General features: G+C 71.0%; 28 protein-coding genes and 1 tRNA gene. 21 read left to right on the top strand and 8 right to left on the bottom strand.

Annotated elements, in window-relative coordinates; translation table 11 throughout:
• Window positions 1-243: 243 nt before the first annotated feature.
• Window positions 244-1,071, bottom strand: coding sequence for an SDR family oxidoreductase (locus AB0300_RS02445; protein ID WP_338567248.1), 828 nt, complete (start codon window positions 1,069-1,071; stop codon window positions 244-246).
• Window positions 1,072-1,291: 220 nt separating this feature from the next.
• On the opposite strand from AB0300_RS02445, the gene AB0300_RS02440 reads away from it, so the two are divergent.
• Together AB0300_RS02440 and arfB are read left to right on the top strand one after the other, a co-directional pair.
• Window positions 1,292-1,367: transfer RNA gene (locus tag AB0300_RS02440), tRNA-Met, on the top strand.
• Between the two features lie 41 nt (window positions 1,368-1,408).
• The gene (arfB, locus tag AB0300_RS02435; protein WP_062765299.1) at window positions 1,409-1,849 is read left to right on the top strand and encodes an alternative ribosome rescue aminoacyl-tRNA hydrolase ArfB; all 441 of its coding nucleotides are present in this window, start codon (window positions 1,409-1,411) and stop codon (window positions 1,847-1,849) included.
• Here arfB and AB0300_RS02430 read toward each other — a convergent pair.
• Window positions 1,815-2,480, bottom strand: coding sequence for a TetR/AcrR family transcriptional regulator (locus tag AB0300_RS02430; RefSeq protein ID WP_062765296.1), 666 nt, complete (start codon window positions 2,478-2,480; stop codon window positions 1,815-1,817). The genes arfB and AB0300_RS02430 overlap by 35 nt on opposite strands.
• 70 nt (window positions 2,481-2,550) lie before the next feature.
• On the opposite strand from AB0300_RS02430, the gene AB0300_RS02425 reads away from it, so the two are divergent.
• On the top strand, window positions 2,551-3,825 hold the full coding sequence (locus AB0300_RS02425; protein ID WP_238695597.1) for an MFS transporter: 1,275 nt from the start codon (window positions 2,551-2,553) through the stop codon (window positions 3,823-3,825).
• 37 nt (window positions 3,826-3,862) lie between these two features.
• Here the strand turns inward: AB0300_RS02425 and AB0300_RS02420 are convergent, their stop codons facing one another.
• From AB0300_RS02420 to AB0300_RS02410, 3 genes are all read right to left on the bottom strand, one after another.
• Window positions 3,863-5,935 (bottom strand): DUF2156 domain-containing protein, encoded by a 2,073-nt coding sequence (locus tag AB0300_RS02420; protein WP_366215375.1) that lies wholly within the window; start codon window positions 5,933-5,935, stop codon window positions 3,863-3,865.
• 49 nt (window positions 5,936-5,984) lie between these two features.
• Window positions 5,985-6,638, bottom strand: coding sequence for a thioredoxin domain-containing protein (locus AB0300_RS02415; protein ID WP_062765287.1), 654 nt, complete (start codon window positions 6,636-6,638; stop codon window positions 5,985-5,987).
• 64 nt (window positions 6,639-6,702) lie between these two features.
• Window positions 6,703-7,122, bottom strand: a complete 420-nt coding sequence (locus AB0300_RS02410) for a hypothetical protein (RefSeq protein WP_366215374.1) — start codon at window positions 7,120-7,122, stop codon at window positions 6,703-6,705.
• A 74-nt stretch (window positions 7,123-7,196) separates the two neighbouring features.
• Between AB0300_RS02410 and AB0300_RS02405 the strand changes: the two genes are divergently transcribed.
• The 3 genes from AB0300_RS02405 to AB0300_RS02395 are packed head-to-tail and all read left to right on the top strand — an operon-like array spanning window position 7,197 to window position 10,070.
• A complete protein-coding gene (locus AB0300_RS02405) occupies window positions 7,197-7,547 on the top strand; it encodes a PLD nuclease N-terminal domain-containing protein (protein ID WP_025102432.1) in 351 nt (116 codons plus the stop codon).
• 14 nt (window positions 7,548-7,561) lie between these two features.
• Entirely contained in the window at window positions 7,562-9,211 is a 1,650-nt protein-coding gene (gene menD, locus AB0300_RS02400) for a 2-succinyl-5-enolpyruvyl-6-hydroxy-3-cyclohexene-1-carboxylic-acid synthase (protein WP_366215457.1), read from the top strand.
• Between the two features lie 16 nt (window positions 9,212-9,227).
• Window positions 9,228-10,070, top strand: coding sequence for a polyphosphate kinase 2 family protein (locus AB0300_RS02395; protein ID WP_366215373.1), 843 nt, complete (start codon window positions 9,228-9,230; stop codon window positions 10,068-10,070).
• A gap of 11 nt (window positions 10,071-10,081) precedes the next feature.
• Here the strand turns inward: AB0300_RS02395 and AB0300_RS02390 are convergent, their stop codons facing one another.
• Entirely contained in the window at window positions 10,082-11,335 is a 1,254-nt protein-coding gene (locus AB0300_RS02390; protein ID WP_366215372.1) for a chorismate-binding protein, read from the bottom strand.
• 35 nt (window positions 11,336-11,370) lie between these two features.
• On the opposite strand from AB0300_RS02390, the gene AB0300_RS02385 reads away from it, so the two are divergent.
• From AB0300_RS02385 to AB0300_RS02360, 6 genes are read left to right on the top strand one after another with little or no spacing between them, the layout of a single operon-like run.
• Window positions 11,371-11,934 (top strand): DUF402 domain-containing protein, encoded by a 564-nt coding sequence (locus AB0300_RS02385; protein WP_085606400.1) that lies wholly within the window; start codon window positions 11,371-11,373, stop codon window positions 11,932-11,934.
• Entirely contained in the window at window positions 11,931-12,650 is a 720-nt protein-coding gene (locus AB0300_RS02380; RefSeq protein ID WP_062765270.1) for a class I SAM-dependent methyltransferase, read from the top strand. Before AB0300_RS02385 ends, AB0300_RS02380 begins: the two co-directional genes overlap by 4 nt.
• A gap of 43 nt (window positions 12,651-12,693) precedes the next feature.
• Window positions 12,694-13,755: a polyprenyl synthetase family protein gene (locus AB0300_RS02375; protein WP_303708837.1), complete on the top strand. Its 1,062-nt coding sequence runs from the start codon at window positions 12,694-12,696 to the stop codon at window positions 13,753-13,755.
• A gap of 56 nt (window positions 13,756-13,811) precedes the next feature.
• Window positions 13,812-15,185 carry an FAD-dependent oxidoreductase gene (locus AB0300_RS02370; RefSeq protein WP_062632898.1) on the top strand — a complete coding sequence of 458 codons (1,374 nt, stop codon included), beginning with the start codon at window positions 13,812-13,814 and terminating at the stop codon, window positions 15,183-15,185.
• Between the two features lie 60 nt (window positions 15,186-15,245).
• Entirely contained in the window at window positions 15,246-16,274 is a 1,029-nt protein-coding gene (locus tag AB0300_RS02365; protein WP_366215371.1) for a hypothetical protein, read from the top strand.
• A 37-nt stretch (window positions 16,275-16,311) separates the two neighbouring features.
• A complete protein-coding gene (locus tag AB0300_RS02360; protein WP_338566666.1) occupies window positions 16,312-17,322 on the top strand; it encodes an alpha/beta hydrolase in 1,011 nt (336 codons plus the stop codon).
• Here AB0300_RS02360 and AB0300_RS02355 read toward each other — a convergent pair.
• Together AB0300_RS02355 and AB0300_RS02350 are read right to left on the bottom strand one after the other, a co-directional pair.
• Complete coding sequence (locus AB0300_RS02355) at window positions 17,313-17,945, bottom strand: GntR family transcriptional regulator (protein WP_217316515.1); 633 nt, start codon at window positions 17,943-17,945, stop codon at window positions 17,313-17,315. The genes AB0300_RS02360 and AB0300_RS02355 overlap by 10 nt on opposite strands.
• Before the next feature lie 415 nt (window positions 17,946-18,360).
• Window positions 18,361-18,849 carry a YajQ family cyclic di-GMP-binding protein gene (locus AB0300_RS02350; protein ID WP_062765250.1) on the bottom strand — a complete coding sequence of 163 codons (489 nt, stop codon included), beginning with the start codon at window positions 18,847-18,849 and terminating at the stop codon, window positions 18,361-18,363.
• Between the two features lie 103 nt (window positions 18,850-18,952).
• Here AB0300_RS02350 and AB0300_RS02345 point away from each other — a divergent pair, with 103 nt between their 5' ends.
• The 9 genes from AB0300_RS02345 (at window position 18,953) to AB0300_RS02305 (ending at window position 26,096) form a co-directional block, all read left to right on the top strand.
• Window positions 18,953-19,165, top strand: a complete 213-nt coding sequence (locus tag AB0300_RS02345) for a hypothetical protein (RefSeq protein WP_217316514.1) — start codon at window positions 18,953-18,955, stop codon at window positions 19,163-19,165.
• 170 nt (window positions 19,166-19,335) lie between these two features.
• Window positions 19,336-20,547 carry a maltose ABC transporter substrate-binding protein gene (locus tag AB0300_RS02340; protein ID WP_062765244.1) on the top strand — a complete coding sequence of 404 codons (1,212 nt, stop codon included), beginning with the start codon at window positions 19,336-19,338 and terminating at the stop codon, window positions 20,545-20,547.
• Window positions 20,548-20,619: 72 nt separating this feature from the next.
• The gene (gene malF, locus AB0300_RS02335) at window positions 20,620-22,224 is read left to right on the top strand and encodes a maltose ABC transporter permease MalF (RefSeq protein ID WP_366215370.1); all 1,605 of its coding nucleotides are present in this window, start codon (window positions 20,620-20,622) and stop codon (window positions 22,222-22,224) included.
• Window position 22,225: 1 nt separating this feature from the next.
• Complete coding sequence (locus tag AB0300_RS02330; protein ID WP_062765238.1) at window positions 22,226-23,134, top strand: sugar ABC transporter permease; 909 nt, start codon at window positions 22,226-22,228, stop codon at window positions 23,132-23,134.
• 49 nt (window positions 23,135-23,183) lie between these two features.
• Window positions 23,184-23,510: a PadR family transcriptional regulator gene (locus tag AB0300_RS02325; RefSeq protein WP_062765234.1), complete on the top strand. Its 327-nt coding sequence runs from the start codon at window positions 23,184-23,186 to the stop codon at window positions 23,508-23,510.
• Window positions 23,511-23,512: 2 nt separating this feature from the next.
• Window positions 23,513-24,163: a hypothetical protein gene (locus tag AB0300_RS02320; RefSeq protein ID WP_085606386.1), complete on the top strand. Its 651-nt coding sequence runs from the start codon at window positions 23,513-23,515 to the stop codon at window positions 24,161-24,163.
• A gap of 64 nt (window positions 24,164-24,227) precedes the next feature.
• Entirely contained in the window at window positions 24,228-24,380 is a 153-nt protein-coding gene (locus tag AB0300_RS02315) for a hypothetical protein (protein ID WP_164498161.1), read from the top strand.
• Between the two features lie 112 nt (window positions 24,381-24,492).
• Complete coding sequence (locus tag AB0300_RS02310; RefSeq protein WP_366215369.1) at window positions 24,493-25,596, top strand: ABC transporter; 1,104 nt, start codon at window positions 24,493-24,495, stop codon at window positions 25,594-25,596.
• A 71-nt stretch (window positions 25,597-25,667) separates the two neighbouring features.
• Window positions 25,668-26,096 (top strand): hypothetical protein, encoded by a 429-nt coding sequence (locus AB0300_RS02305; RefSeq protein WP_238695598.1) that lies wholly within the window; start codon window positions 25,668-25,670, stop codon window positions 26,094-26,096.
• Window positions 26,097-26,125: the final 29 nt, after the last annotated feature.

The following is a 26,125-nucleotide window of genomic DNA, read 5'->3' as shown; positions in this document are numbered from 1 at the left end:
TTCGCACGATCGAACAGACAGTTGTATCGTGTTACGTGTTGAGTGCTGATCTTCATGGAGTCGCGCTCGACGACTCCTCGCGGTCCGCTGGTGGGGGCCAGTACCGCCGCGAGGTGGCCGTCGCCTCACGGTGGCGGTTCACCGGATGCTCGCATCCGGCAGTGCAACGCACTGGGGGTGTGGCTCGTTCGGGTGCGGGCCACACCTCAGCGTCCGCCCTCCTCGACGCCGCCTGTGTCGTGCTCAGACCGTGCGCCAGTCGTGGCTCTCGATCGCCGCACCCGCCTGGGGCCCCATCTGGAGCATGCCGCCGTCGATCACGACCGAGGCGCCGGAGATGTACGCGGCCTCGGGCGACGCGAGGAAGGCGATCAGGGCGGCCACCTCGCGGGCATCGCCCGGGCGGCCGAGCGGAATGCCGGGACGGTCCTCGGCGTGCGGGTCGGTGTCGGTCTGCCCGGTCATCGGGGTCGCGATCTCACCGGGGGCCACGCTCACGGCGCTGATCCCGTACCGGCCGAGCTCGAGTGCGAGGTTCTTCATGAGTCCGCCGAGACCATGCTTGGCGGTGTCGTACGCGCTCGCCCCCACCATCGGCTGGTGCTCGTGCACGCTGGTGACGGCGATGAGACGTCCGCCGCGCCCCGCGGCGACCATCGACCGGGCCGCTCGCTGCAGGCAGACGAAGGCGCCGGTGAGGTCGGTGTCGAGCACACGGTTCCACTCGTCGAGCGTGACGTCGAGGAACGGGGTCTGGAGTCCGGCACCCGCGTTGTTGACGAACACGTCGACGCCGCCGAGCTCTGCGATCAGCCCGTCGATCACGTCGCCGCAGGCGGGGATGTCGGAGACGTCGAGCTGCGTCACCACCGCGCGGGCGCCGTGGCTGCGCACCTCGTCCGCGGTCTCCTGGGCGCCGGCCTCGTCGCGGTGCCAGGTGATGCCGACGTCGATACCCGCTGCGGCGAGGGCGACGGCGGTGGCACGACCGATCCCGGAGTCGGCACCGGTCACGATCGCGCGGCGGGCCTCGGCCTCCAGCCGCGCCTGCGGCTCTCCGGCCTCCGCCATCGGCGTCGGGGTCTTGTCGTTGTGCTGAGATTCGGACATGTCGGCCTCCTGCTCGGGCGTCATCGGTGCGAGCGACGGTACGGGGGCGGCGCGGCGCGGTCGAACCGGTTGACGACGCGCGGCAGCGACGCTAGCGGTTCTCGTCATCCGGCGACTCATGGTGTTATCCCAGGCAACGGTCCTGGCGGGGAGGATCACGGCCGGGTAACGTCATCCCCATCGCGGCGATCCGGGCGGTCCCGGGCCCCGGCTCATATCCGGAGGCGTTGCGGGTTCGACTCCCGCCGTCGCGTCCACTCGGTCCCATGCTCGGCCGCTCATCCCGGATGATGGAGGCATGCCTTCCGCCCCTCGCCCCGGACTCCGGGTCTCCGCGGGTCTGACGATCCCGGAGGCCGAGCTGTCCTGGCGGTTCTCCCGATCGTCGGGGCCTGGCGGTCAGGGCGTGAACACCACGGACTCCCGGGTCGAGCTGGTGTGGGATGCGGCGCATTCGGGGGCCGTGTCGCCGACGCAGCGCGAGCGGATCCTGGAGCGGCTCCGCGGACGGCTGGTCGACGGCGTGCTGACGATCGCCGCGTCCGAGCACCGCGCACAGTTGCGCAATCGGGAAGCAGCCAGGGAACGGCTCGCCGCGCTCGTCGCGGAGGCGATACGTCCGCCGGCGCCGGCCCGACGGGCGACGAAGCCGAGTCGGGGATCGAAGGAGCGGCGGCTGACGGCGAAGCACCGCCGCACCGACGTCAAGAGCCTGCGGCGGCGCCCCCGCGAGGACTGACGTCCGGACCCGTCTGTGCGCTCCGCGAGCCGGTGAGCTGCTCCTCGATCGGGGCCCAGCCGTGTTCGAGGAGCGCGGAGCCGGCGTCGAGCACCGCCTGCTGGTCGTCGCTCTCGGTGACGAGGATCTGCATCTGCAGGACGAACCGCGCGTACACCCGGACCTCGGGAGTGGGGGTCGGGATGCCGAGCTCGTCGGCGATGGCCGCGGCGAGCGCATCCTCATGGCGCAGCCACATCTTCGACGCGTAGTCGCGGAGCGCCGGGGTCTCGTTGAGGAAGCGCAGGAAGACGCGGGCCACGTCGTCGCCGTGCTCGTCGAGGTTGGCGCCGACCTCGGCGGCGTAGAAGTCGTGGATGGCCCGGTTGATCGTCACGCCGGTCGGCCGGTCGCGCACCGCCGAGACGAGGCGATCGCGCTGCTCGTCGTCCTCGTCGAAGACGAGAGCCTCCTTCTGCGGGAAGTGGGCGAACACGGTGGTGGGGGAGACGTCGGCGGCGTCGGCGACCTCGCGGATGCTCACGTTGTCGAACCCGCGCTCCAGGAACATCCGGGTGGCCACGTCGGAGATGTTCTTGCGGGTCGCGGCCTTCTTGCGCTCGCGGCGGCCCGGGGGCGGGGGCGTCGTCATGCGGCCACCTTATCGCGCGTCCGAACCAAAACTGTATTGACACCAAAACTGGTATCGATACACTGTCGGTATGACTTCACCTCATCTCCCCGTTCGCGGCGCCGGCCGCGCCTGGGTCATGCTCGTCGTCCTGACGATGCTCACGGTCATCGGCATGACCGTCGTCCTTCCTGTCCTGCCGTTCGTCGTGCTGCAGTACGTCGCGCACGAACACGACCTCGCTCTCTGGGTCGGCGTGCTGGAAGCGGTCAACGGCCTGTGCGCCTTCCTCGCCGCACCGCTCCTGGGGCGGCTCTCCGACCGGTTCGGACGACGACCCGTCATCATCGTCGCGGCGTTCGGCGCGGCCTTCTCGATGGCGCTGTTCGGCGTGGGCGGGGCGATCTGGGTGCTCGTGCTCGCCCGTGTCATCCAGGGGCTGACGGCCGGAGACCTCCCCGCGCTGTTCGCCTACCTGGCCGACATCACGCCGCCCGAGAAGCGCGCGCAGCGCTTCGGCCTCCTCGGCGCGCTGACCGGCATCGGCACCATGATCGGCCCCGCCATCGGCGGTCTGCTCGCCGCGATCGACCTGCGCCTGCCCGTGTTCCTCACCGCGGCGGTCGGGCTCACGATCGCGGTCCTCAGCATCTTCCTGCTGCCCGAGAGCCTGCGGCCGGAGAACCGCATTGCCCGGATCGCTCTCCGCGACGTCCAGCCGTTCGGGGTGTTCCGTACCGCGTTCGGTCGGCCCGAGCTCCGCGGGCTGATGATCGCGTTCGCACTGCTCGCGCTGCCGTTCGGATTCTTCGTGAACAACTTCAGCGTGCTGGCCCTCGACGCCATCCAGTGGGGGCCGACGCAGATCGGCCTGCTCACGGCAGGCGTGGGCATCATCGACATCCTCATCCAGGGCGTGCTGCTCGGCATCCTGCTGCCGCGGATGGGGGAGCGCGGCGTGATCGTCAGCGCCATCACCGCGCAGGCGGTCGGTCTCGCCGGCCTCGCGATCGTGGCCTCGCTGCTCGCCCAGCCGTGGCTCTTCATCGTCGGGGCGCTCCTGCTCGCCGCCGGTCAGGGCGCGGCGCAGGCTGCGATGGACGGGGCGATGTCCAACGCCGTCGGCGACGACGAGCAGGGCTGGCTCGGAGGGGCCACGCAGTCCCTCAACGCCGCGATGGGCACGATCGCCCCGTTGATCGCGGCCGCCCTCTATACCGCGGTCAGCCATGCCGCGCCGTACTGGCTGGGCGTCGGGATCATGGTCGTCGCCGCACTGGTCGTCGCGCGGGCGCACATCGCGAACACGGCGAAGCGTGAGCCGCAGGCGCAGGAGGCCGTCGAGGTGGCCGAGGCGCGGCTCTGAGCAGAAGGACCCGGCGCAGCGTCGATGGTCCGCGGGGTCAGCGCTCCCCGCGGACGAGCTCCACCCCCGCCCCGGCGAACTGCCGCAGCGTGGCATCGGGGAGGAAGGCCCGGGTGAGGGCTCCGCCGATACGGGTGAGGTCGCTCTCGTCGCGGAAGAGGAGGTAGAGGGTCTCGTAGCGGGGGTGGAACTTCTCCTTGAAACGGTGCAGCGAACGGAAGCCGTAGACGGGCTCGAGCGCGTCGGCGAGACGCTCGCTCAACGCGGCGATCACGCCCGCGTCCGGCGGGTAGTCGTGCGCGAGCGGAGCGCCGGAGAGCGACATGATCTCGGCGCCCTCCTCCGAGAACTGCTGGGCGGAGGCGCCGATCAGGTACTCCATCACCGGTCCGAAACCGCCCTCGCGGCGTCGCATGAGGTCGAGGGTCCAGCCGCGCACCACCCCGCCCTCCCCGTACACGGGCAGCCAGGAGAGGAAGCCGTCGACGTCGCCGTTCGGAGCGATCGCGAGCGCGAGGCGGACCTCGGGGTCCTCCGCCTCCTCCAGGGTCCCGAGCGTGAACCGCATCTCCGGAAGGTCCTTGTCGCCGACCCACGCCTCCGAGATCGCGCGGAGCTGCTGCCGCAGGCCCCAGGTCTCCGCGGCGAGGTGGGTGAGCCGGAAGGTCATCTGCTCCCGCCCCGCCCGGTTGAGGGAGGTGCGCACCGGTTGCCAGCGCTTGCCGGTGAAGGTGAGACCCGGGAGGTCGACGATCGTGTCGTCCGCCACCACCAGGCTGCGCCAGGTCTCCGGGACCGCCTCTCTCGTCGCCTCGTCCGCACTGAAGAAGCACGGCACGAGTCCGGCGTCCTCGGCCGTGCGGATGAAGTCGCGCACCGCCGCCGCACGGGACTCCGCCGGCCCGATCGGGTCGGCGAGGGCCAGGGCGACGCCGTTGCGGCGCTGATAGGCCACGATCCCGCCGTCCACGCGGGCGTAGCCGTTGCCCTCCCAGGTCGTCATCCAGGACAGGGTGCCCCCGCCGTGCGCCCGCAGTTCGCGCCGGAGTTCGTCTGCGGTCGGGGCGGGCTGCCGGCCCAGAGCCGTCGTGCGCCGTGCGCGGAACGCCCGCCGCACCGCGACGAGATACACGAGCACGAGAGCCCAGAGCACGCCCGTGGCGAGCGTGAGCTCGGTCTCCGCGTCGATCACCATCTCGAGCTGTGCTTCGCTCGTGAGGATGATGAGGACCAGCACGAGGGTGGCGGCCAGCACGTTGAGAGGTCCGAGGATGACGGCGACGACCCACGCCCAGCGGCGACCGCGCCGCAGGCCGTTCGCGATGACCAGGATCACCGCGACGTCGATCGCCGTGTCGATGAATCCGCCCGATGTCGGGTCCGTGGGGCCGAACGGGCCATCGGTCGGCACGAGGACCGTGATGATCTCGATGGCCACGAGCGTGAGCACGGCCATCACGGCGATCAGCCGCTGCTCCCGGACCGTCGTGCGCCGCACGCGCAGGCTCCGGTCGACGAAGAGGACGAGCAGCACCGCGAACAGATGCTCCAGGTCGGCGAGCTTTCCCCAGAACATCATCGCGACGAACACGAATCCGAGGAGCACCAGCCACGCGCGCACCCGCCACGGCGGACGGAACAGCCCGAGGGCGGCGGCGATGCACGCCATGGTGCCGCCGGACGCGCCGACGTCGAGGGCCTGCGCCTGGGTCTGCGCCCACGCCCACGGCAGCTGCGACACCAGCAGCAGGAACAGAGCGGTCGCGAAGATCGCGAAGAGCTGTCCGACCGTGAAGTAGGCGAGGGCGACCCGGGTGCCGCGGCGGTGCTCCAGGTAGCCCATACCCCAGAACCCGGCGATGGTGAAGAGGTACACCCAGGGCTGGTTGACGAAGAACGTCCCCGTGACCGGCGTCCACCACTTGCCCTCAGCCAGGCTCGGCAGCCCATAGGCGACGGCGGGGAAGAGGGCCGAGTCCTCGAACGGCCGCCACAGCCCCTGCCAGACCACGCCCGTGAGCAGCACGAGACCGATCATCGTCAGCGTCGCCGGCGTGGTCCGCAGGGCCCCGAACAGGAGCCGGGCTGACGAGGGGCGCTCCGAGGTCATGCGCTCAGCGTAGAGGTGGGGCCGCCGCTGGGCGACCCCACCGACCGGATCACTCGGCGACGGCCGCGGCGATCGCCTCCTCCAGGTCGTTCCACTCGACGAGCTCGACCTTCTCGCCGTCGACGAAGAAGGTCGGGGTGCTGCTCACGCCCAGCCGCTCGCCGTCGCGCTTGTCCTGCTGCACACGGGCGAGGGTTGCCGGATCCGCGACCGCGGCGTCGTACGCGGCCAGGTCGAGCCCGAGCTCCTCGGCGAACGCACGGAACACCTCCGGCGTCTCCGTCGACTGCTCGCCCCACTGCGTCTGCGTCTCGAACAGGCGGTGGAACATGTCCTCGTAGCGGCCCTGCTGCGCGGCGGCCTCGGCGGCCAGCGCGGCCTGGGTCGAGTTCACGTGCCCGGGCAGGGGGAAGTACCGGGTGACGTACCGGATGTCGCCGTCGTAGGTGGCGCGCAACTCCTCCACGATCGGGTAGAACGCGCCGCAGGCCTCGCACTCGAAGTCGAGGAACTCGACGACCGTGACGGCGTCGGGGCCGCCCTCGTCGAGCACGTGGGAGTCGGTGCGGACGGTGGGCAGCTTCTCGCCGGCCTCGGGGTCGGGCTGCGCGGGCTGCTGGCTGAGGGCATAGACGATGCCGACGACGAGCAGCACGACGGCGACGGCGACGGCGATGAGGGTCGCCTTGACGGGGGTCTTCATGGGGTCTCCAAACACGGGTGATACGACGAGGGGTGCCGCGGAGGCGGCCGGAGCCGGCGTCGGATCAGGTGCGGGAGATGGAGAGCTGGATGAGCGAGACCGCGGACAGGAACGGGCGGGGGCCGGCGCGGAACCGTGTGGTCGCCCGGGGGAGGAGATCGCGGAACCGCAGGCCGCTTCTGGTGCGCAGGTGCCGGAAGAGAAGGACGAGGGCGACGCAGCAGAGAGCTGCCGCCGCGCACGCCGCCGCGGCGGCCGGATCCGCCGGTGGGACCTCGGTGACCGGTCCCGCAGCCGGGGTGTCGATCGGCTGCGAGACGCCGGGGGCGAGGCACAGGGTCGCGTGCGCATCCGCCGTCCCGTGCGAGGCCGACCACGCGCCGACGACGAGCAGGAGCGCGAGGCCGACGGCGATGACGATCCGGCTCTGCAGGACCCGCTCGGCGCGCGCTCGCGGCGTCGGGACGGGGGCGAGGGGCGGCATGTCCCGCGCAGTCTAGCAACGGACGCTTTGCCCGCCCCGGGCCCGTCCGACCCCGACATGCCTACACTGGAGGGGTGGCGAGACTACTGATCGTCGGCGGCTTCCTCGCCGCCGTGTTCTGGGTGTACAGCATCGTCGACTGTGCCGTGCAGCCGGCGACGCGGCACCGGGGCGTGCCCAAGGCCGCCTGGGTCGCCATCGTCGTCCTCATCCCCGTCATCGGCGGGATCCTCTGGTTCGTCATCGGCCGTCGCCGGGCGAACGACCAGGGCGTGCCGCGCACCGTCGCTCCCGACGACGACCCCGCGTTCCTGCGCAGCATCAGCAAGGCGGAGCAGGACGCCCGCATCCGTCGTCTCGAGGAGGAGCTCGCGCGGCTCGACGAGGAGACCGACGAGCCGCCCGCCGCGGATCCGCGCCCGTGACGTCGTCGCCGGCGATGGAGGCCGCGGCCTCCCTGTTCGCCGACCTCGTGTCCCACGGCGTCCGTGATGTCGTGCTGTCTCCCGGCTCGCGGTCACAGGCTCTCGCGCTCGCCGCGGCGGCCTTCGCCGACGAGGGCACGCTGCGCGTGCACGTGCGGATCGACGAGCGGGTCGCCGGGTTCACCGCCCTGGGCATCGCACGGGAGACCCGGGTCCCCGTCGCGCTCGTGTGCACCAGCGGCACGGCTGTCGCGAACCTCCTCCCGGCCACGATGGAGGCCTTCCACTCCGGGGTGCCGCTGCTGCTGCTCACCGCGGACCGGCCTCCCGAGCTGCGGGGAGTCGGTGCGAATCAGGCGACCATCCAGGAGGGCCTCTTCCACCCCTGGGTCCGGGCGCAGATCGACGCGCCCGTTCCCGGAGACGGCGCGTGGGACGGCCTCGCCGCGCGCGTGGTCGCCCTCGCGCTCGGGGCGGCGGAACCCGAGTCCGGGCTTCCCGGCGTCGCCGGCCCCGTGCACCTGAACCTGCCGTCCCGGGAACCGCTGTCGGGCGCGATGCCGGCACGGACGCTGACGCTGGGGGAGGCGCCGCGCCTGCCGGAGCCGGAGGCGTTCGCGCTGGAGCGCGGGCCGCGCACAGTGGTCCTCGCGGGCGCCGATGCGGGTGCCGCGGCGGAGGAGATCGCCCATGCCGGCGGGTGGCCGCTCATCGCGGAGATCGTCAGCGGCGCACGCTTCGGACGCCAGGTGGTGCACGGGTATCGCCGACTGCTGTCCCGCGACGACCTCGGCGGACGCATCGAACGGGTGGTCGTGCTCGGACACCCGACGCTCAGCCGCGAGGCCGCACGGCTGCTGTCCCGCGCGGACGTGGAGGTGATCGCGGTCCGCAGGGGCGGCGAGGAGCTGAATCTGAATCACCGCACGCGCGCCGTCGCGGCCGTCACGGTCGCCCAGGGGGAGACCGACCGGGAGTGGCTCGGCGCGTGGATGCGGGCCGCCGCCGACGAGGCCGTTGATCTCAGCGAGAACGCCCCGGACACCGAAGGACTCTCCTCCACCGACTTCGCCGCCCGCCGCGACGCTGTGCGCGCGGAGCTCGACGCCGTGCGGCGCCCGCTCGATCGCGAGCGCCTCGTGGATGCGGTGTGGCGGGCCACCTGGCCGCATGACCGTCTGGTGTTCGGGTCGTCCCGCCTGGTCCGCGTCGCCGACGAGGTGCTCGGCGGCAAGAAGGTCCCCGTGCACGCCAACCGCGGTCTCGCCGGGATCGACGGCACGATCGCCACCGCCACGGGCATCGCCGTCGCCAGCCAGGCCGCCGGGGCTCCGGGCGTGACCCGGGTGCTGCTCGGCGACCTCGCGTTCCTCCACGACGTCGGTGCGCTGCTGTTCCCGAGCGACGAGACGGAGCCGCGACTCCAGGTCATCGTCGGCAACGACGGCGGTGGCACGATCTTCGACGGCCTGGAGGTGGCGGGCACCGCGCCGGCCGCGCACCTCGATCGCGTGTTCTACACCCCGCACGGGGTGCGCCTGGAGCACATCGCGCTCGCCTACGGCTGGGAGTATCAGCGGGTCACCACGCGGACCGCTCTCGACCAGGCGCTGACGACGCCGCGTGGCGGTCGCCAGATCATCGAGGTGCCGCTGCCGCGGTGACTGGCATCATGTGCGTATGAACGCGCACACCTGGACGCAGAACCTGCGGGTGCGGCCCGGCTTCCGCCTCGCCGACGTCGATCCCGACAGCAAGCCCGGCTACGACCACGGCAAGTCCCGCGGCACGGTCGACCTCGAAGCCGGTCTCGAACGCCTGAACGACCTGCAGGAGCGGCTGTTCGCCGAGAGTCGGGTGGGCACGGCGCAGGACGCGGTGCTGCTCGTCCTGCAGGCGATGGACTCCGCAGGCAAGGGCGGCATCGTCCGGCACGTGGTCGGGGGCGTCGATCCGCAGGGCGTCGCGCTCGCCGCGTTCAAGGCGCCGACGGCGGAGGAGCGGCAGCACGACTTCCTGTGGCGCGTCGAGAAGAGGCTGCCGGAGCCCGGGTTCATCGGGGTCTTCGACCGCTCGCACTATGAGGACGTGCTCATCGGACGGGTGCGGCAGCTCGCCGACGCCCCCGAGATCGAGCGGCGCTACGACGCGATCAACGCGTTCGAGGAGCGCGTCGCGGCGTCCGGCGTCCGCATCGTCAAGGTCATGCTGCACATCTCCCCGGAGGAGCAGAAGGCGCGGCTGATGGAGCGCCTGGAGCGCCCGGACAAGCACTGGAAGTACAACCCGGGCGACGTCGACGAGCGGATGCTGTGGCCGCAGTACATGGAGGCGTACCAGACCGTCTTCGATCGCACGTCGACCGAGGCTGCGCCCTGGTACGTCGTGCCGGCGAACGCGAAGTGGTACGCGCGGCTGGCCGTGCAGGAACTGCTGCTGGCCGCCCTCGAGGACATCGATCCGCAGTGGCCGGTCGCCGACTTCGACGTCGAGGCCGAGAAGAAGCGCCTCGCCGCGAGCTGACCGGGGGGGGCTCAGGCCAGCGCGTCGACGAGCGGGCGGAACTTCACCCGGGTCTCGAGGAGCTCGCTCTCGGGATCGGATCCGGCGACGATCCCGGCCCCGGCGTAGGCGGTGACCGCGATCGCGTCGTCCGTCGTCGTGAATTGCGCGCACCGCAGGGCGATGGCCCACTCGCCGTTGCCGTCCGCGTCGACCCAGCCGACCGGTCCGGCGTAGCGCTCGCGGTCGAACGGTTCGAGCTCCCGGATGGCGGCGATGGCCGTCGGTGTCGGGGTGCCGGCGACGGCCGCGGTCGGGTGGAGTGCGCGCACGAGGTCGAGGGCCGAGCGGCCGTTCTCCAGCTCGCCTTCCACATCGGTCGCGAGGTGGAAGAGGTTGGGCAGCTTGAGCAGGAAGGGCTGCTCGCTCGCCGCCAGGGCCCTGGTGTACGGGCGGAGGGACGCGAGCACGCTCTGCACGGCGTACTGGTGCTCGTCGAGGTCCTTGGTGCTGGAGGCGAGGTGCGCGGAGGCGGCGGTGTCCGCGTCGGCGTCGGCCCCGCGCCCGATCGTTCCGGCCAGCACACGAGCGGTCACCGTCCGGTCCTGCACCGTGACGAGGGTCTCCGGGCTCGCGCCGATCAGTCCGTCGACCGCGAAGACCCAGGTGTCCGGGTATCCGGTGGCCAGCGCGCGGACGAGTCGCCGCAGGTCGGAGCCCGCGGGGATGGTGCCCTGGAGGTCGCGGGCGAGGACCACCTTGCTGAGCTCGCCGTCCGCGATGCGCGCCAGCGCGCCCCGCACGGCGTCCTGGTAGCCCTGGGGGCTCTGCGCTCCGGGGCCCACGGTGCCCGCCCAGTGCGGTCCGTACTCCGCGGCCTCGACGGCACCCGGCGCACGCTCGTCGTCGGAGCGGTGGATGCGGGTCTCCCAGAAGCGGTCGCCGTGGCGGCCGAGGATCCGCGACGGGATGACGAGCACGCTGTCGGCGCGCGAGTCCTCGTCGAAGGTGAAGGCCCCGAACGCGACGAGTCCGGTTCCGGGGAGACGCAGCGAATCGGAGACCTCGGCCGCCGCCGCGAGCCCCTGCCAGAGCGCCGCGAGGGTCTCGGCGCGGGTGCGCCCCTCCTCGGCCGACGGGCGGAGCTCGGCGACCGGATCACCCACCGCCACGATCCCGTCGCCGCGGCGGAACCAGGCGAGCGGGTGGGCGGGGTCCGCGAAGGAGAGGAGGTCTTCGACCGGATCGATCTCTCGGGTCTCCACGACCAGGGGGGTGTGCTGCACGACTCCAGCCTATTCCGCGGACGTAGGGTGGGCGGATGAGCGATGCGCGTCCCGCAGCCGGTGCCGAGATGATCTTCCAGTGGCGCAAGTGGGACGGGTCGCCGCACTGGCGCCACGAGTGCGTGTACCTCGGTGCCGACCGGTGGGGCGACTGGATGGGGCAGCCCACCGGCTGGCACAGCGCCCGCCCGGGGGCGGAGTTCCACGCGGCCACGCCGAACGTCACCCTTGTCCCGCCGAGCGCCGACTTCGCGCTCACCGTCAATCGCCGGCACCCCCGGGGGATGCGTGTCTACATCGATCTCGGGTGGGACGTGCGGTGGTCGGACGACCCGCTGCTCGCGACGGGCATCGACATGGACCTCGACGTCGTCCGTGTGGAGGGCGAGCGCGGCACCTGGGTCGACGACCGCGACGAGTGGGCGGAGCACAGCGCCCGCTACGGCTACCCGGCCCCCGTCATGCGGCATCTGGAGGAGCTGGCGCTCGACCTCGAGACGAGGGTCAGGGAACGCACGGCGCCGTTCGACGACGCCACGGCCGATCCCTGGCTGGACCGACTCGAAGCGCTGGACCTCGCGCCTAGACTGGACGCGTGACCGCGAACGACAAGAACCGCGCCGATCTCGGCAAGGACCCCGCCCGCGTCAGCGGCATGTTCGACCAGGTCGCCGCCGGGTATGACCGCACGAACACCGCGATGACGTTCGGCAACGACGCGCTGTGGCGGGCCGCGACCACCCGCGCCGTCGCCCCGAAGCCGGGGGAGCGCATCCTCGATCTCGGAGCGGGCACGGCATCCTCCTCCGCCTCCCTCGCCCGCAGCGGCGCGCAGGTCGTCGCGGCGGACTTCTCGCCCGGCATGCTCGCCGAGGGGCAGCGTCGCCATGGAGCGATGCGCAACCTCTCCTTCGTGCAGGCGGATGCCACCGCCCTGCCGTTCGCGGACGAGGAGTTCGACGCGGTGACGATGTCGTACGCGCTGCGCAACGTGAACGACCCGAAGAAGGCGCTGCGCGAGCTCTACCGGGTGACCAAGCCGGGCGGCCGCCTCGTCATCAACGAGTTCTCCACGCCTCCGGGGAAGCTGTTCCGCGGGGCCTACCGGTTCTACAACGCGCAGGTGCTCCCGCGCGTGGCCCGGGTCGCCGGAACGAACGGCGACGCCTACGACTATCTGAACGAGTCGATCCGCGACTGGCCCGACCAGAAGCGGCTGTCCGAATGGATCAGGGAGGCCGGCTGGCAGGATGTCGCCTACCGCAACCTCACCTTCGGCATCGTGGCCCTGCACCGGGCGCGCAAGCCCGCGTGAGCACGGCGCGAACGGCGGCACCCGACGCAGGTAGGCTGGGAGCGTGACTTCGAGCCCCAGCGCCCCGGGTTCGCGACTCGCGAGCCGTCTCGGCTTCAGCGATCGCGTCTTCGTCGGTCCCGCCGCGCGTCGCATCGCCCGCACCATCGAAGACGGACTGGAGCTGGTCGAGACCGGGCTCGCGGACGACGTGCGTGTCGCCGACCCCCTCGCCGACGCCGCCAGCCGCTATCTGTACGAGGCCGGCGGCAAGCGCATCCGCCCCGTCCTCACGCTGCTCGCGGCCCAGCTCGGCGACGGCAACACCCGAGAGGTGATCGACGTCGCGAAGGCGTTGGAGATCACCCACCTCGGCTCGCTCTACCACGACGACGTCATGGACGGCGCCGACCGCCGCCGCGGTGTCCCGGCCGCGCAGACGGTGTGGGGCAACAACATCGCCATCCTCACCGGCGACATCCTCTTCTCGCGCGCCAGCCAGCTGATGTCGCGGCTCGGCGAGCGCGCCATCCGGCTCCAGGCCGACACGTTCGAGCGCCTCGTCCTCGGGCAGATGCACGAGACCCTCGGTCCGCAGCCGGACGACGACCCGATCGCGTTCTACATCCAGGTGCTCGCGGACAAGACCGGTTCGCTGATCGCGGCGGCCACCCAGGGCGGCGTGATCTTCTCGAACGCCCCGGCGGAGTACGAGGAGCCGCTGCGTGTCTACGGCGAGAAGATCGGCGTCGCCTTCCAGCTCCTCGACGACGTGATCGACCTGTCGGCCAAGCCCGAGGAGACCGGCAAGGTTCCCGGCACCGACCTGCGCGCGGGCGTGCCGACTATGCCGTATCTGCTGCTCAAGGCGGAAGGGGATGCGGCGGCGGCCGATCTCGCCGCCCGTATCGACGACGGCGTGGCCCTCATCGCCGACGGTGCCGACCCCGCCATCCTCGACGGACCGCTGGACGAGCTCCGCGACCACGTCGTCACCCAGAAGACCCTCGAGCTCGCGCACGCATGGACGCAGGAGGCGATCGACGCCCTCACCGCCCTTCCGCGCGGCACCGTGCGCGAAGCGCTCACCCGATTCGCCGAGACCCTCGCCGAGCGCTCCAGCTGACACCGCGCGGGCCCCGGGCCCGGGTGTCCGCCGCGACGGCACACGAAAGGACCTCCATGACCAAGCTGAGACTGGCCATCGTCGGCGCCGGCCCTGCAGGCATCTACGCCGCGGACATCCTGTTGAAGGCCGAGCGCAAGTTCGACGTGTCCATCGACCTGTTCGAGCAGCTCCCCGCCCCCTACGGGCTCGTCCGGTACGGCGTCGCCCCCGACCACCCCCGCATCAAGGGCATCATCACCGCCCTGCGCGACGTGCTCGACCGTGGCGACATCCGCCTCTTCGGCAACGTTCGGTTCGGCGAGGACATCACGCTCGACGACCTCAAGAAGCACTACAACGCGGTCATCTTCGCCACCGGGGCGATCCGTGACACGTCGCTGGACATCCCCGGCATCGACGCGGTGGGCTCCTACGGCGCCGCCGACTACGTGAGCTGGTTCGACGGACACCCCGACGTGCCGCGCGAGTGGCCGCTGGACGCCGCGTCGGTGGCGGTCCTCGGCAACGGCAACGTCGCCCTCGACGTCTCCCGCATGCTCGCGAAGCACGCGGAGGACCTCCTCGTCACCGAGGTCCCCGAGAACGTGTACGAGGGACTCAAGGCGAGCGCCGTCACGGATGTGCACGTGTTCGGCCGCCGGGGCCCGGCCCAGGTGAAGTTCACGCCGCTGGAGCTCCGCGAGCTGGGGGAGCTCCGCGACGTCGACATGGTCGTCTACGACGAGGACTTCGACTACGACGAGGCCTCGAAGGACGCGGTCGCGAGCAACAAGCAGGTCATGGTCATCGACCGCATCCTGCAGTCGTGGCGCAAGCGCGACTCCGTCAACAACGCCGGCGGCACCGCCTCGCGCCGTCTGCACCTGCACTTCTGGGCGCGCCCGGTCGAGGTGCGCACCGACGAGAACGGCCGTGTCGCGGCTCTCGTGTACGAGCGCACCCAGCCGGACGGTCAGGGTGGTGCGGTCGGCACCGGAGAGCTGCGTGAGGTACCCGTGCAGGCGCTGTATCGCGCGATCGGCTACTTCGGCTCGCCGCTGCCGGGCGTCCCCTTCGACAAGAAGCACGGCGTCATCCCGAACCACGAGGGCCAGGTGCTCGCGAAGGACTCCAACGACCGCGTCCCCGGCGTGTACGCGACCGGCTGGATCAAGCGCGGCCCGGTCGGCCTCATCGGCCACACGAAGTCCGACGCCATGGAGACCGTCCGTCACCTGATCAACGACCAGGGCTCGTGGTGGCACCCGGAAGACCCGTCCGAGGAGGCCATCCCGGCACTGCTCGCCGAGCGCGGCGTCGCCTGGACCGACCTGGACGGCTGGCACCGCCTCGACGAGCACGAGATCAGCCTCGGCGCGCCCCAGGAGCGGGCGCGCGTGAAGGTCGTCCCGCGCGAGGAGATGGTGCGCGTCTCCCGCGGCGAGTGAGTCGTCTCGGCGCCGGGGCGTGCTCCCGGCGCCGGGTCCCCGCGCCCCTAGGCTGAGGCCATGCGACCTCGTGCACTCCTGGCCCTCGGCGCCGTGGCCGTGCTCCTGCTGTCCGGTTGTGCGCCCGAACCCGAGGTGAAGCCGACCAGGACGCCGTCGGCCGCGGTCACGACCGCGCCGACACCGGGGGCCGAGGCGCCGACGCCCGCCTTCGACGTGGACTGCGCCGATGTCGACGCGGCCATGTCGAGTGCGCTCGGCGAGGCCGGCGGCGACGTCGCCGAGGTCCTCGGGGTCTGGTCCTCCCCGAGCTGGTACCCCGGACCGGCGCAGCACATGTTCCAGCGGGCCGGCGGGATCGCCTGTTCGGCGGGGACGGCGGAGCGCAACTGGGAGGTCACGATCCTCCCGGACGCGGACGAGGTCACGACGGGGGCGGAGTCCCGCGGCGGATACTTCGGTGAGGAGGCGCGCTGCGAAGGCGGCGGGTACTGCTTCTTCCAGATCGTCGACGGCGACGTGCTCCTCTCGGCCACGGTCGTCGACCCGGAGCGCGGACCGGACGACACCGCGTCGCTCGAGGAGGCGCTGCGCGGGCTCGCCGCGACCGCCGCCGCCTCGCTGCAGCCCGTGGAGGTCCCGGAGAGCGCCGTCGCCGGGGTCGACTGCACGCGCTTCCTCACCGCCACCGAGCTCGCGGAGCGGGTCGGCGCCGAGGTGCACGTCGTCGACGCGTTCGGCGGCTGGTCCATCCCGGCCGAGGTGTACCAGGAGCGCAACGGCTCGCGGATCTGCTACTACGCCTCGGCCGAGGACGAGTACGCGGCACAGGGCTACCTCACCCTCACCACGCTTCCCGGCGGTGCCTGGGCCTTCGACCGGCTGGAAGGCGAGGACACCGTCGACGTCGAGGGCGCGGACGCCGCCGTGACCGGCTTCGACGAGCTCGGCCGGTCGGTGCTCGACCTCCGGGTGGGGCAGGACTGGCTGCGTCTGACCACGTTCGAAGGGTCAGGGATCGACGACCTCGCCCCGATCGGCGCCGCCATCGCGGACGATTTCTCCGTGGCCCGCCCCGGCGGCGAATGACGGCCGTGGGCTAGCCTGGGCACGAGGGGGAGGACGCATGGCCGAGTGGATCCCGGATGTGCTCGGAGACGAGTTCGCCCAGCTCACCCTCGACCTCGGCAGTGACGAGCAGGGCCCGGTGGTGGCCACCCTCGTGCGCGCGCTGCCGGCTCCGGTCCCGTGGTGGGAGCGCGCTCGGCGCCGTCGCCCGCTGCTCGAGGGCGTGGACGTGCTCTACATCCACGGGTGGTCGGACTACTTCTTCCAGAAGCGGTTGGCCCGATTCTGGACCGCTCGTGGTGCCCGCTTCTTCGCTCTCGACCTGCGCAAGTACGGGCGCAGTCTGCGCGAGGGCCAGACCCCGGGCTACATCACCGACCTGTCCACCTACGACGAGGACATCGCCGCGGCCCTGGACGCGATGGGGCGCGGCGAGGGCGGCGAGGAGAGCGGGCGACGCCTGATCCTGCTCGGACACTCGACCGGAGGGCTGACGCTGAGCCTGTGGGCGGCCCGGCATCCCGGCGCGGCCGATGCCCTCATCCTGAACAGCCCCTGGCTCGAGTTCCAGTTCGCCCCCGTGCGCGCCGCGATCGCCCCGATGGTCGAGTTCCAAGCGCGGATCCGGCCGCTCGACGTCGCGCCGCAGGTCGACCTCGGCTACTACACGCGGGCGCAGCAGGAGGTGGCCGACCCGGACGACCCGATGGAGGTCAACACCGCGTGGCGTCCCGTGCAGACGATGGCCGTGTACGCCGGGTGGCTCAACGCGATCCTGACCGGGCACAAGGCCGTCGCCGCGGGTCTGGACATCGCGGCGCCGGTCTGCGTCCTTCTGTCGAAGCGGTTCGTGCCGCCGACCCGGTGGTCGGATGAGCTCACCTCCGCCGACTCCGTGCTCGTCGTCGACGACATCGCCCGCGCGGCCCTGCGGCTCGGCTCCTCCGTGACCGTCGAACGGATCGACGGCGCCCTGCACGACGTCTTCCTGTCCCGACATGAAGCCCGCGAGGACGCGTATCGTCGCCTGCACCGCTGGGTCGTCGGCTGGCGCGCCGCTCAGACGTAGTACATCGCGCGCGCAAGGCGCTCCGCCTCGTCGCCGTCGCCGGTGCGCACCGCTTCGGCGAAGTCGGCATACACCTGTCGCATCCGCTCGCGATCGCCGGGGCGCACCACCCAGGCGCGCAGGTTCCGGGTCACCGCGACGGCGACATCGTCGATGAGCATCCGGTGCTGACGGTTCCCGCTGTGGTCGGCGAGGTAGGCGAAGACCGCCCATCGCGCCCGTGCCGTGGACGCGCCGTCGGTGAGCGAGTCGTGCATTCGAGCGATGAGCTCCTGCACCCGCTCGCGCTGGACCGCGCTGAGTCGCGGCACCGCCATCCGGGCCGTGATGCCTCCCTGGTAGCCGGCGAACTCCAGCGACTCGGCCACCACCTGCGGCGTGACCATCGTCACCTCCGTGTACCGGCTCGGGTACATCGTCACCAGTCCCAGTCGCTCCAAGCGCTGCAGTGCTTCGCGCACCGGCGTCCGCGAGACGTGGAGCTCGTCCGCCACGTCGACGTCCCGGATCCGGTCGCCCTCGGCGAACTCTCCCTCCGTGATCAGCCGCCCGATGTGGTGGAACACCTCATCCGCCAGCAGCTGCTTGTTCTCTCCGATGCTCTTCGACTCGATCTGCGCCATGGCCCAGCCCCCAGTGGTTCTCGGTCTGCGACCGACGTCCGCTCCCGGGCGATGAGGGGAGCGACGGCCGCAGGATTGCCGTCATGCCTCCTCGGGGGGCCGATCCGCGTGGGGGGCGCGCAGCGGGCGGGGAGGCCTGTCATGAACCCGGGACCGGTCGGCGTGCGACGTCGGCAGACCCCAGGCCGACGCGAGCTCCGGGGGCCCGCGCCGCTCCCTCCCCTGAGCCGGCGTGGCATCCTCGAAGCGCATCCACCGCGGCGATCGGGTGTCGGGCGGGGATGGCGTCGGAGTCGTGACGAGTCACGACCGCTTCCAGTCTCGACGAAGAACACCGATATCTCGGTATGCGTTGACCGGGGAAAAGAAAGGGCCCGGGATGACTCCCGAGCCCTGGCCTCCGACGCGAGTGGCGTCAGCGGTAGTTGATGAACTGCAGATCGATGTCGAGGTCGCTGCCCTTGAGGAGAGCGATCACGGCCTGGAGGTCGTCGCGGCTCTTGGACTGTACGCGCAGCTCGTCGCCCTGGATCTGGCTCTTCACGCCCTTGGGGCCCTCGTCGCGGATGATCTTGCCGATCTTCTTCGCGTTCTCGGAGGAGATGCCGTCCTTCAGGCTCGACATGATGCGGAACTCCTTGCCGCTGGCGAAGGGCTCGCCCGAGTCGAGGCTCTTCAGGGAGATGCCGCGCTTGATGAGCTTGGACTGGAACACGTCGAGGACGGCGTTCGCGCGCTCCTCGGTGTTCGCGGTGATGAGGATCTGCTCGCCGCTCCAGGCGATCGAAGCACCGGTCCCCTTGAAGTCGTAGCGCTGCTCCACCTCTTTGCGCGCCTGGTTCAGGGCGTTCTCGGCCTCCTGGCGATCCACTTTCGAGACGATGTCAAAGGAACTGTCAGCCATGCCTCAACTGTATCCGCGGCTGTGCGGAAAGTCCCGTGGGCGCGGCACCCCGGGAGCGCGTCTCCGGATCACAGGACTGATCGGCGCGTACGGTGGCGACCCGATGGCGGTGACCTCTCCGAACGGCGACCAGGTCGGCTACGTCACAGTCGCCTACGAGTGCGAACTGCTCAGCGACCCGGCACCGGACAGGGGCGAGATCGTCGAACTGGGCTGGTTCCCCCGAGGGGCCATCGCCGCCTTGCCGCGTCGTGACTGGATCGACCGCGTCATTCGCGATGCGCCGCATCGTGCGGGCGGTGACGTCGCACGCTGACGCTTCCGCCTCCGGCCGATATGGAAGCGTTTTCATGCCTCGCGCCGGGCGCCGGGCCGATCACGGGTTGATATCGACGCGGTTGCGGATTGTGATCGCCTTTCGAAACGATGCATACTGTAAGCGCTTGCAGTCTTGCAGGCGCTCAGCACTGAGAGAGGCACACACCAATGAAGGTGAACAAGAGGGGCATGGTCGCCGCGGGCGCCATCGCCATCGTTTCGGCTCTGACGCTCGCCGGCTGCTCGACCGGCTCCGGCGGCGACGACTCTTCCTCCGGTGGGGACAGCGGCGGCACGCTGACCGTCTGGGTCGACGCCGAGCGGGTCGACGCGCTGCAGGGCGCGGCGGACGCGTACCAGGAGAAGACCGGTGTCACGGTCAAGCTGGTGGGGAAGTCCGTCGACGACATGAAGGACGACTTCATCCAGCAGGTCCCGACCGGCAAGGGCCCCGACGTGGTCATGGGCGCTCACGACTGGCTCGGCGAGCTCTCGACCAACGGTGTCGTCGCGCCGATCGAGCTCGGCGACAGCTCCGAGGACTACCTCCCCGTCGCGCTCCAGGCGGCGACCTATGAGGGCACCGTCTACATGCTCCCGTACGCGGTCGAGAACATCGCGGTCCTGCGCAACGCCGACCTCGTCCCCGAGCCCGCGACGAGCTTCGACGACATGGTCTCGAAGGGCACCTTCGTGGTGGAGCAGGGCGCCGAGGGCAACCCGTACCACCTGTACCCGTTCCAGACCGCGTTCGGCGCTCCGGTCTTCGGCACCGACGACAGCGGCAGCTACGACCCGACCGACCTGCAGCTCGGCAGCGAGGGCGGCTTCGCCTTCGCCGACTGGCTGGGGGCGCAGGGCGCGGCCGGCACGCTGAACACCGACATCGACGGTGAGATCGCCAAGCAGCAGTTCCTCGACGGCACCGCCGCCTTCTGGCTGACCGGCCCGTGGAACGTGGGCGCGGCCACCGAGGCGGGCATCAACGTCGAGATCGACCCGATCCCGAGCCCGACGGGGGAGACGGCCTCGCCGTTCGCCGGCGTCAAGGGCTTCTTCGTGAGCGCCGAGTCGAAGAACAAGGTCGCGGCCAACGACTTCCTCGTCAACTACCTCGGCACGGAGGACGTGCAGCTGGAGCTGTTCAAGGCCGGCAACGTTCTCCCGGCCCTCACCGCTGCCGCCGACACCGCGGCGTCCGACCCGATCATCGCCGGCTTCCAGTCCGTCGGCGCCGACGCGGTCCCCATGCCGGCGATCCCCGCCATGGGCGCTGTCTGGCAGTTCTGGGGCGTGGCCGAGGCCGCCATCATCAACGGCGAGGACCCGCAGGCGACGTGGCAGAAGCTCGTCGACGACGTGACCGCCGCGATCGAGTAACGGCCGACAAGATGACGACCCTGCCGGGGCGGGCCACCCAGCCCGCCCCGGCAGGACCATGACGAGGACGACATGACAGACACCGAAGAGCGCACCGCGCCCCTCACGCCTCGGCAGCGCCAGGCGGCGAAGATCGCCGAGGCGGCCTCCCGACCGATCGGGTGGATGCTGCTCAAGATCCTGTTGCTGGCGATCGTGGACGCGATCGCCGTCTACGCCGTGTTCGTGCTGCTCGTGCAGCGCGAGTGGCTGGTGCTCGGCCTCGTCGTCGCGGTGACGGTCGTCGTCAACTACATCTACTTCTCCCGCAAGCGCATCGCGGCGAAGTACCTCACCCCCGGCATCATCTTCCTGGTCCTGTTCCAGGTCTTCACGCTCCTCTACACCGGCTACATCGGCTTCACGAACTACGGCACCGGTCACAACGGGAGCAAGGAGCAGGCGATCTCGTCGCTGCTCGCCTCCGCGCAGGAGCGCGTCGAGGACTCCCCGACGTATCCCGTCACGGTGGTCGAGCAGTTCGGCACCTACGGCCTCCTCGTCACGGATCCCGACGACGGGGATGCGCTCCTCGGCACGGCGGAGCAGCCTCTCGCCGAGGTCGATGCGGAGTTCGAGGGTGGCAAGGCCGTCGCCGTCGACGGGTGGACCACGCTTCCGCTCGCCACCGTCTTCACCCTGTCGGAGGAGCTGGAGCAGCTCTCCGTCCCGTTCAGCGACGACCCCAACGACGGCAGCCTCCGTGCACCCGACGGGCAGAACGGCTACCTGTACGTCTCGACGCTGACCTACGACGCCGCTGCCGACACGATCACGGACACCGCGACCGGCACGGTCTACAGCGATACCGGCGACGGTGCGTTCACCGCGGAGGACGGCGAGCAGCTGCTGCCCGGCTGGCAGACCACGGTCGGCTTCGACAACTTCGTCCGCGCGGTGACCGACGAGTCCATCCGCGGACCGCTCATCTCCGTCACCGTCTGGACCTTCGTCTTCGCGCTGGTTTCCGTCGCGACGACCTTCTTCCTCGGCCTGCTGCTCGCGCTCGTCTTCAACAACACGCGCATGCGCTTCCGCAACGGCTACCGGATCATCCTCATCCTCCCGTACGCCTTCCCCGCGTTCCTCTCCGCGCTCGTCTGGGCCGGGATGATGAACGAGAGCTTCGGGTTCATCAACCAGGTGCTGTTCGGTGGCGCGGCCATCCCGTGGCTCACCGATCCGGTGCTGGCGAAGGTGTCCGTGCTGCTGGTGAACCTCTGGCTCGGCTTCCCGTACATGTTCCTCGTCTGCATGGGCGCGCTGCAGGGCATCCCGGACGACGTGAACGAGGCCGCCGTCATGGACGGCGCGAACGCGTGGCAGATCTTCCGCCGCATCAAGCTGCCGCTGCTGCTGGTGACCGTGGCGCCGCTGCTGATCTCGTCGTTCGCGTTCAACTTCAACAACTTCAACCTGATCTACATGCTGACCAAGGGCGGCCCGCGCTTCAGCGACGTGTCGATCCCCGTCGGCCACACGGACATCCTCATCTCGATGGTCTACAAGGTGGCCTTCACCGGTCAGACCCGCGACTACGGTCTCGCCTCCGCCTTCACGATCCTGATCTTCGTCGTGGTCGCGACGATCTCGATCATCAGCTTCCGCAAGACCAAGGCCCTCGAGGAGCTGAACTGACATGAGCACCGTCCCCAGCACCGCCACCGCCCCGCGCACCGCTCCGCCGCGTCGTTCGTTCGGCGCCTGGTTCGCCGACACCGGATGGCGTCACCTCGTCGCCATCGTGGTGAGCGCCTTCGCCCTCTTCCCGCTCCTGTACGTCGTGTCGGCCTCGCTCAACCCGAAGGGCACGCTCACCGGGTCGAACCAGCTCTTCTCGGCGATAGGGATCGACAGCTACGTGCGCATCCTCAGCGATCCGCAGAACCCGTACGGGACGTGGTTCCTGAACACGCTGCTCATCGCGGTCGTGACGGGCGCGGTCACCGTCTTCATCGGCGCCTGTGCGGCATATGCCTTCTCCCGCATGCGCTTCGCGGGCCGTCGCGTGGGGCTCGTCACCATCGTCGTGGTGCAGATGTTCCCGCAGCTCCTCGCGGTGGTCGCGATCTTCCTGCTGATGTCGACGCTGGGGGACTGGTTCCCGGCGATCGGCCTCAACACGCACACCGGCCTGATCCTCGTCTATCTCGGCGGCGCGCTTGGCGTGAACACCTACCTGATGTACGGCTTCTTCAACACGATCCCGAAGGAGATCGACGAGGCCGCCCGCATCGACGGCGCCGGGCACGCGCGGATCTTCTTCACGATCATCCTCCGCCTGGTCGCCCCGATCCTCGCGGTCGTCGGTCTGCTCTCCTTCATCGGCACGGTGAACGAGTACGTGATCGCCAGCGTCATGCTCGTCGACGTGGATCAGCAGACCCTCGTCGTCGGTCTGACCAAGCTCGTGGCGAACCCTCGCTACGCCGACTGGTCGGCCTTCTCCGCCGGCGCGGTCATGGCGGCGATCCCGGTGATGGTGCTCTTCCTCTTCCTGCAGAAGTACATCGTCGGCGGTCTCACCGCGGGGGCGACCAAGGGCTGATCGACGCATCGGGCAGCGCTAGCGTGCGTCACATGCTACCTTGTGAGGCATGACAGCGGACGCCGGGGCGCAGATGCGCAAGGGAGTGGTGGAGTACTGCGTGCTCGGCCTGCTCTCGCGCGAGCCCATGTACGGCTGGCAGCTGTCGGAGGCACTCACCGGCGCCGGGCTGATCGCCAGCATCGGCACCCTCTACCCGCTGCTCGGGCGGTTGCGGGACAACGGCTGGGTGACGACGTTCGACCGGCCGTCCGAGAGCGGTCCGGCGCGCAAGTACTACCGGCTCACGGATGCCGGTATCGATCAGCTCGCGCGCTTCCGGGCGCAGTGGGCGCCGTTCGCCCGTGCCGTCACGGGCATGGTGGGGGAAGGATGACCATGACCGAGAAGACCGCAGCCGAGCTGCGTGACGACTACCTGGCCCGGCTGGACGAGGCGATGCGCGGCCTCCCGCACGGTGTCGCGTCGGACATCCGCGGCGGGATCGCGGAGGAGCTCGACGGGCTCGACGCGGAGGCGACCGCGGAACGGATCGACAGGCTGGGGGATCCCCGAGGGATCGCCCGTGAAGCGGGGGACGAGGTGCCGACGGTGCCGCCCGTCGTGTTCCCTGCGCCCGCGCCCGCTCCGTCGGCACCTCGCACGCCGACGACGGCGACGCGGGGCTTCGCGATCGCGGCCGCGCTCACCCTGAGCTTCGGCGGGATCGTGGTGCCGGTCGTCGGCTGGTTCGTGGGCGCGGTGCTCGTGAGCCTCAGTGCGATGTGGCGGACCTGGGAGAAGGCGCTCGCGATCCTCGTGCCCTTCGCGGCCACGGGGCTGTCCTTCCTGATCACCTCGACCATGACGGGGTTCTCGACGGGGTCGGCCTCCGGCAGCTCGACCGACGGCGACGCGGTGTCGGACGTGGTGAACCCGCTCGTCCCGTCCTTCGGGGAGTGGCACCTGCTCCTGCTGCTGGGGTTCCTGCTGGTCCCGGCCTCCGGGCTCTGGCTGCTGTGGCGGATGCGCGGCCGCGGCGTCCGCTGACCGAGGCCGCCGCGTCGCGGCGTTGCTCACGGCCCGGGCGGGGGCGCGGGCCTACGGTGGGACCATGGCACGGGTGGGTGGTCGGAACCTCGGGATGAGCTGGTTCGCCGGCATCGTGTGCGCCGGGATCGTCGGCGCTCTGGTCTGGCTCTCACTGCCGATGCTCCCGATCCTCGCGCAGTTCGCCGGCGACGCGCTCCGCAGCACTTTCCCCTGAGCCGCGGAACCCGCGCGGCGACGCGTATGGCGACACGACGGCACGCCTCCGGAAGCGCCGGGACGCGCGGCGGTAATCTCGCACTGCACATCCCCGATGAGAGGCGCATCCCATGAGTGATCCCGAGGCTCGTCAGCCCGAGAAGTCGAACGACGTCGACGACGTCGTCGGCAGCGCGAACGCCGGTCTCGACGCCGCAGCGGCAGCCCGCGGAGATGTTCCCGGCGGCGCGGACGACGTCGACCGCTCGCGTGCCGAAGGCGCGACGCCGGCGTCTGCGGAGACGCCGGCCGACCAGGCCGCAGCGCGGCAGGAGCCCGCGGTCGACCCCGATCTCGCCGCGTTCGAGGCCGCCGAGCGGGAGCACCCCGGCACCTTCGCCTCCGCCGCACCGGCACCGAGCCGCACGGAGGGCGACCGTCCCGGCGCCGACCGCTTCGGTGACGAGCGACGCGACGCGACCCCCGAGACGTCGCTGTACGCGACGCCGGAGACCTCGCTGTACGACACCTCGGCCCCCCGCGCGCACGAGGAGTCGGCCATGGCAGGCGCCGCCTACGCCTCCCATGCCGACGACACCGACACCCGGATCGTGCCCTCCGAGCCGCTCACGAACGGTGCCGCTGCCGCCGCGCCGCAGCCTCAGCAGCCGCAGCCGATCTTCGTGCAGGCGCCGGAGCCGCCGCGCGAGCGCGGCAACCGCGGCACCGCCGGGGCCATCGGCCTGCTCGCCACCGTCGCCTTCGCGCTGCTCTACCTCGCGACCGTCCTCGGCCTCGGCGCTCTCGCCGGCGACGTGAACGGGGAGAACATCGGCGAGGCGCTCGTGGCCCCGCTGCTCACCTGGGGCTTCTGGACGCCGGTGGTCGTGTTCTTCCTCGGCTTCTGGCTCCTCGGAGCGATCATCAACCGTGGCCGCTGGGGCCTGTGGGTGGTGTTCGGCATCGTGGTCGGACTCATCGCCTACGCCGGACACATCCTGGGGCAGCTCTTCGAGGCGCCGTTCTGGAAGCTCACGGCGTCGCAGGGCCTCGAACTCGCGGGGGAGCAGCTGCTGGCACCGCTGGCGATCGCGGCCTTCGTGTTCGCCCGCGAGCTCACGATCTGGTTCGGCGCCTGGGTGGCCCGCAGCGGCGCCCGCAAGACCGAGCTGAACGAGGAGGCGCAGCGCGAGTACGAGCGCACCCTCGAGGCCGGTCCCACCCTGTCGAGGTAATCACGAACACCACCACGCCGAACCCCCGCGGGCCCGAGTCCGCGGGGGTTTCGGCTGTCCTCGCGGCAGTGATGGCCACCATCGCCTTCTTCGCCCTCGCCGTCTTCGGCCTGGGTGCGCTCAGCGTCGCCACCGACCGGGACATCATCGATGCACCGGGCCTCGGGCAGATCCCCGGGGTGTCCGGCATGGTCGCGGCGGTCGTGGTGTTCGCACTGGTCCTGTGGGCGACGGTGCGGCGGGGACACGCCTCCTTCGGCTCCGCTCCCGTGATCGCGCTGCTCACGGCCCTCGTGCACCTGGCCACCGTCTGGTTCGCCGTGCTCGTCGCGACGAGCGACGTGGTCGTGGCCACGGCCGTCGCCGGAGATCTCGTCCGCGGCGGCGCGAGTCTCGTGCTCCTCGCCGCGGCGGCGGTGGCCGCCTGGGGCGGGATCGCCCTGCGCCGCACGAAGTCGGCGCAGCCGCGATGGCCGTGGGAGCGCGACGAGGGGGAATGACACCCCGGAAATCCGCGCCGTGAGCGGCG

This window comes from Microbacterium sp. NPDC078814 (genome assembly GCF_040702645.1).
Classification (GTDB): Bacteria; Actinomycetota; Actinomycetes; order Actinomycetales; family Microbacteriaceae; genus Microbacterium.
This window is presented reverse-complemented; position numbering and strand designations above follow the sequence as displayed.